The 2,994-nt window shown below is 75.3% G+C and carries 3 protein-coding genes; 1 reads left to right on the forward strand and 2 read right to left on the reverse strand.

Going from position 1 to position 2,994, the window contains the following annotated elements; all coding sequences use genetic code 11:
- Positions 1–751: MMPL family transporter (locus ACWDS7_RS47655; RefSeq protein ID WP_451934698.1), on the reverse strand; the 751-nt coding region annotated here is incomplete at its 3' end.
- Positions 752–875: 124 nt separating this feature from the next.
- On the opposite strand from ACWDS7_RS47655, the gene ACWDS7_RS47660 reads away from it, so the two are divergent.
- A complete protein-coding gene (locus tag ACWDS7_RS47660) occupies positions 876–1,421 on the forward strand; it encodes a TetR/AcrR family transcriptional regulator (protein ID WP_451934699.1) in 546 nt (181 codons plus the stop codon).
- Positions 1,422–1,534: 113 nt separating this feature from the next.
- Here the strand turns inward: ACWDS7_RS47660 and ACWDS7_RS47665 are convergent.
- Positions 1,535–2,994 (reverse strand): PASTA domain-containing protein (locus tag ACWDS7_RS47665; RefSeq protein WP_451934700.1); only part of this gene is annotated, 1,460 nt, incomplete at its 5' end.

The following is a 2,994-nucleotide window of genomic DNA, read 5'->3' on the forward strand; positions in this document are numbered from 1 at the left end:
GCAGGAAGAGGGCGTAGTCGATACCGACGCCCAGGCCGATCATCGTCGCCATGATGGACGCCTGCTTGGGGACGTCCACGATGTGGCCGAGCAGGCTGATCACGCCCAGGCCGGTGGCGATGCTGACCAGCGCCGTGAAGATCGGGATCATCGCGGCCACCAGCGTGCCGAAGGCGAACAGCAGCACCAGCAGCGCGCAGACCACGCCGATGATCTCGCTGGTCCCGGTCTTGATCTCCTTGTCGGCCGGGGTGGACGCGTCGGCGGGCACCGCCTCGATGCCCAGCTCGCGCACGGGCCCGGCCGCCTCCGACAGCCGCCGGGTGGTCTCGGCGAGCTTGCTGTTGTCGTGCCCCTTGAGCTTGACCGTGATGAGGCCGATCTGCAGGCTGGGCGCCAGACCGCCGACCCGGTAGGGGGTCAGGACCTCCGCCACGTGCGGGACCTTCCGGAGCTCCGTCATCGCCCGCTCCACCGCGAGCTTGCGGGGCTTGGCGACGAGGGGGCCGTCGGCGGAGTAGAGCACGATCTGGACCGTGCCGCCCGGGTCGTAGCCGGGGCCGAAGCCGTCGCGCATCAGGTCGTGGGCCCGCTGCGCGTCCGTGCCGGGTATGGTCACGTTGTTGCTCACGGGACCGGCGAACACGATCGACCCCGCGGTCAGCAGCACCGCCGCGGCCACCCAGAGTGCCAGCACGATCTTGCCGTGCCTCGCGCACCAACTCCCCAGTCGCCCCAGCAAGCCAGACATCGGTGACCGCCCTGTTCAAGACTGAAATGCGCCTGAAACGCCGTCCTGTACGGTCGTACAGAACCTACGATCAAGCGTAGGCGCGGACATTCCAGAATGCTCTAGAACACGTGGGAATGAGACGATGACCACACTTGAGCACGGCTACGACACACGGCGCCGGATTCTCGACGCCGCCCGCCGGCTCTTCGCCGAGCGCGGTTACGCCGCGACCTCGCTGGCCGACATCGCCTCGGCCGTCGGGCTGACGAAGACCGCCGTCGCCTACCATTTCCACCCGAAGGACCGGCTGGCCACCGAGTTGCTCGCGCCCGCGGCCGAGGACATCGTGGCCCTGCTGGAGACCGACCTCGGCGGCGAGCGCCAGTTCGTCGAGGCGCTGGTGACCTTCGTGGTCCGGCACCGGGCCATCATCCGCCTGATCATGGAGGACATCAGCGGCGCCGACGACGCCCCGCCCGGCTCCCCCGGCGAGGCCATCCGCGCCTTCCGCGACGCGATCTACACCCGTCTGGCCCCGGCGGACCCGGACCCCGCCGGGCGGGTGCGGGCCTGGGCTCTCCTGGGCGCCCTGCAGTGCGTGGTGGTCAAGACGATCGACCTGCCGGAGGAGGTCGTCCGGGAGACCCTGCTCGACACCGCCCGCGCCATGCACGGCCCGCCGGCCTGACCCACGCCCTCCGCACGGGGTCGCCCGTACGGAACCGCCCGCCGTACGGGGCCGCTCAGTCCCACCCGTCGTACGGGGTCGTCTGTACGGGGCCGCCCTCCGCACGGGGCCGCTCAGTCCCGCCCCGCGGCCGGGGCGGAGCCGAGCACCTCCGAGACCGTCGGGTCCACCGGGGTGGCCGTCTCGCCGGGGTCGGGGCCGGGACCGCCCTGCCCTCCGACGCCGACCGTGATCACGACCACCGCGCCCGGCCGGGCACAGCCCCCGGACGCGCCCCGCTGGGCCAGCACCACACCGGACTTCGACGGGTCGGCGACGAGGCGGGGACGCACCCGCACGGTGAAGCCCGCCCCGCTGAGCGCGCCGCGCGCGTCGGCCTCCGTCCGGCCGACGACCGAGGGCACCTCGGCCCCGCGCCTGGACACCACGAGCGTCACCACGCCACCCGAGGAGACCCGCTCGCCCGCCCCGGGGGTGCTGGCGAGGACCTGGCCCGCCGGACCTGCCGAGCAGCGCGTGGTGACCCCTCCCGGCACCAGCCCCGCCCGGGTGACGGCGGCCTCGGCCTGCTCCCTGCGGAGGCCGGTCAGCACCGGCACCGTCACCCCCGCGGAGACCGCCAGGTCGACTTCCGTCCCCTTGGCCACCAGCGTCCCGGCCTCCGGCCGGCTGCTGAGCACCTGCCCGATCCGGCGGTCGGAGTCGGTCGCGGTGAGGGCCCCGGCGACCAGGCCGGCCTTCTCGATCAGGCGCAGCGCCTCGGAACGGTCCAGCCCGGCCAGGGCCGGCACCGCGACCCCGGCGGCCGCCGGAGGCGTCGGGGACGCCTGGGACGGAGGGGCCGCGCTCCTCGTGCCCGTGCCCGGCGGGTCGCCCGGACGGGCCGCCCTGGCCGGCAGCGGGGTGAGCTCCACCCGCGCGCCGGGCACCCCCGCCGACGCCTTCGGCCTGTCCGGCCCAGGCTGCCCGTCGCCGCCGCTCAGCGCCGGGACCAGCACCGCGGCCAGCACGGCCGCGCTCACCAGCAGCGCCCCCGACACCGCGACCGAGGCCCTGGTGGCCGCCCGCCCCGGACGGGTCCGCGGCTCGGCCGGCTCGCCGGGACCGCCGCGGGGGCCGCGGGCCGACGGCGCGGGCCGGGCCTGGCCGGGCGGGGACCCGTACCTGGCCGGGCCCGGCCAGGTCCCGGGCAGATCGGGGCCCGGGACCGGCGAGGACCACGGCGCCTCCGGCCCTACGGCGTCGTCCCCGAGCAGCGCGAGCAGCAGTTCCCGGCTGCTGGGGCGGTTGCCGGGGTCCTTCTCCAGACAGCCGGCGACCAGCGCGCCGAGCCGCCCGTCGAGGCAGCCCAGCTCCGGTGGCGCGGTGAGGATTCGGTGCAGCACGGCCGCGATCGAGTCCTGCCCGAACGGGGCATGGGCGTTGGCGGCGAAGCAGATCGTGGCGCCCCAGGAGAAGACGTCGGCCGCCGGCCGGATCCCGGCCCCCTTCACCTGCTCGGGCGCCATGTAGGCGGGTGTGCCCGCGCCGCGCCCGCTCTGCGTGGCTCCCGCGTCCAGTGCGCGGGCCAGGC

The organism is Streptosporangium sp. NPDC003464 (assembly GCF_053588315.1).

Excerpts from the sequence above, each read along its gene's own strand:
- ACWDS7_RS47660 (WP_451934699.1), top strand. The coding sequence starts at position 876 with ATGACCACACTTGAGCACGGCTACGACACACGGCGCCGGATTCTCGAC.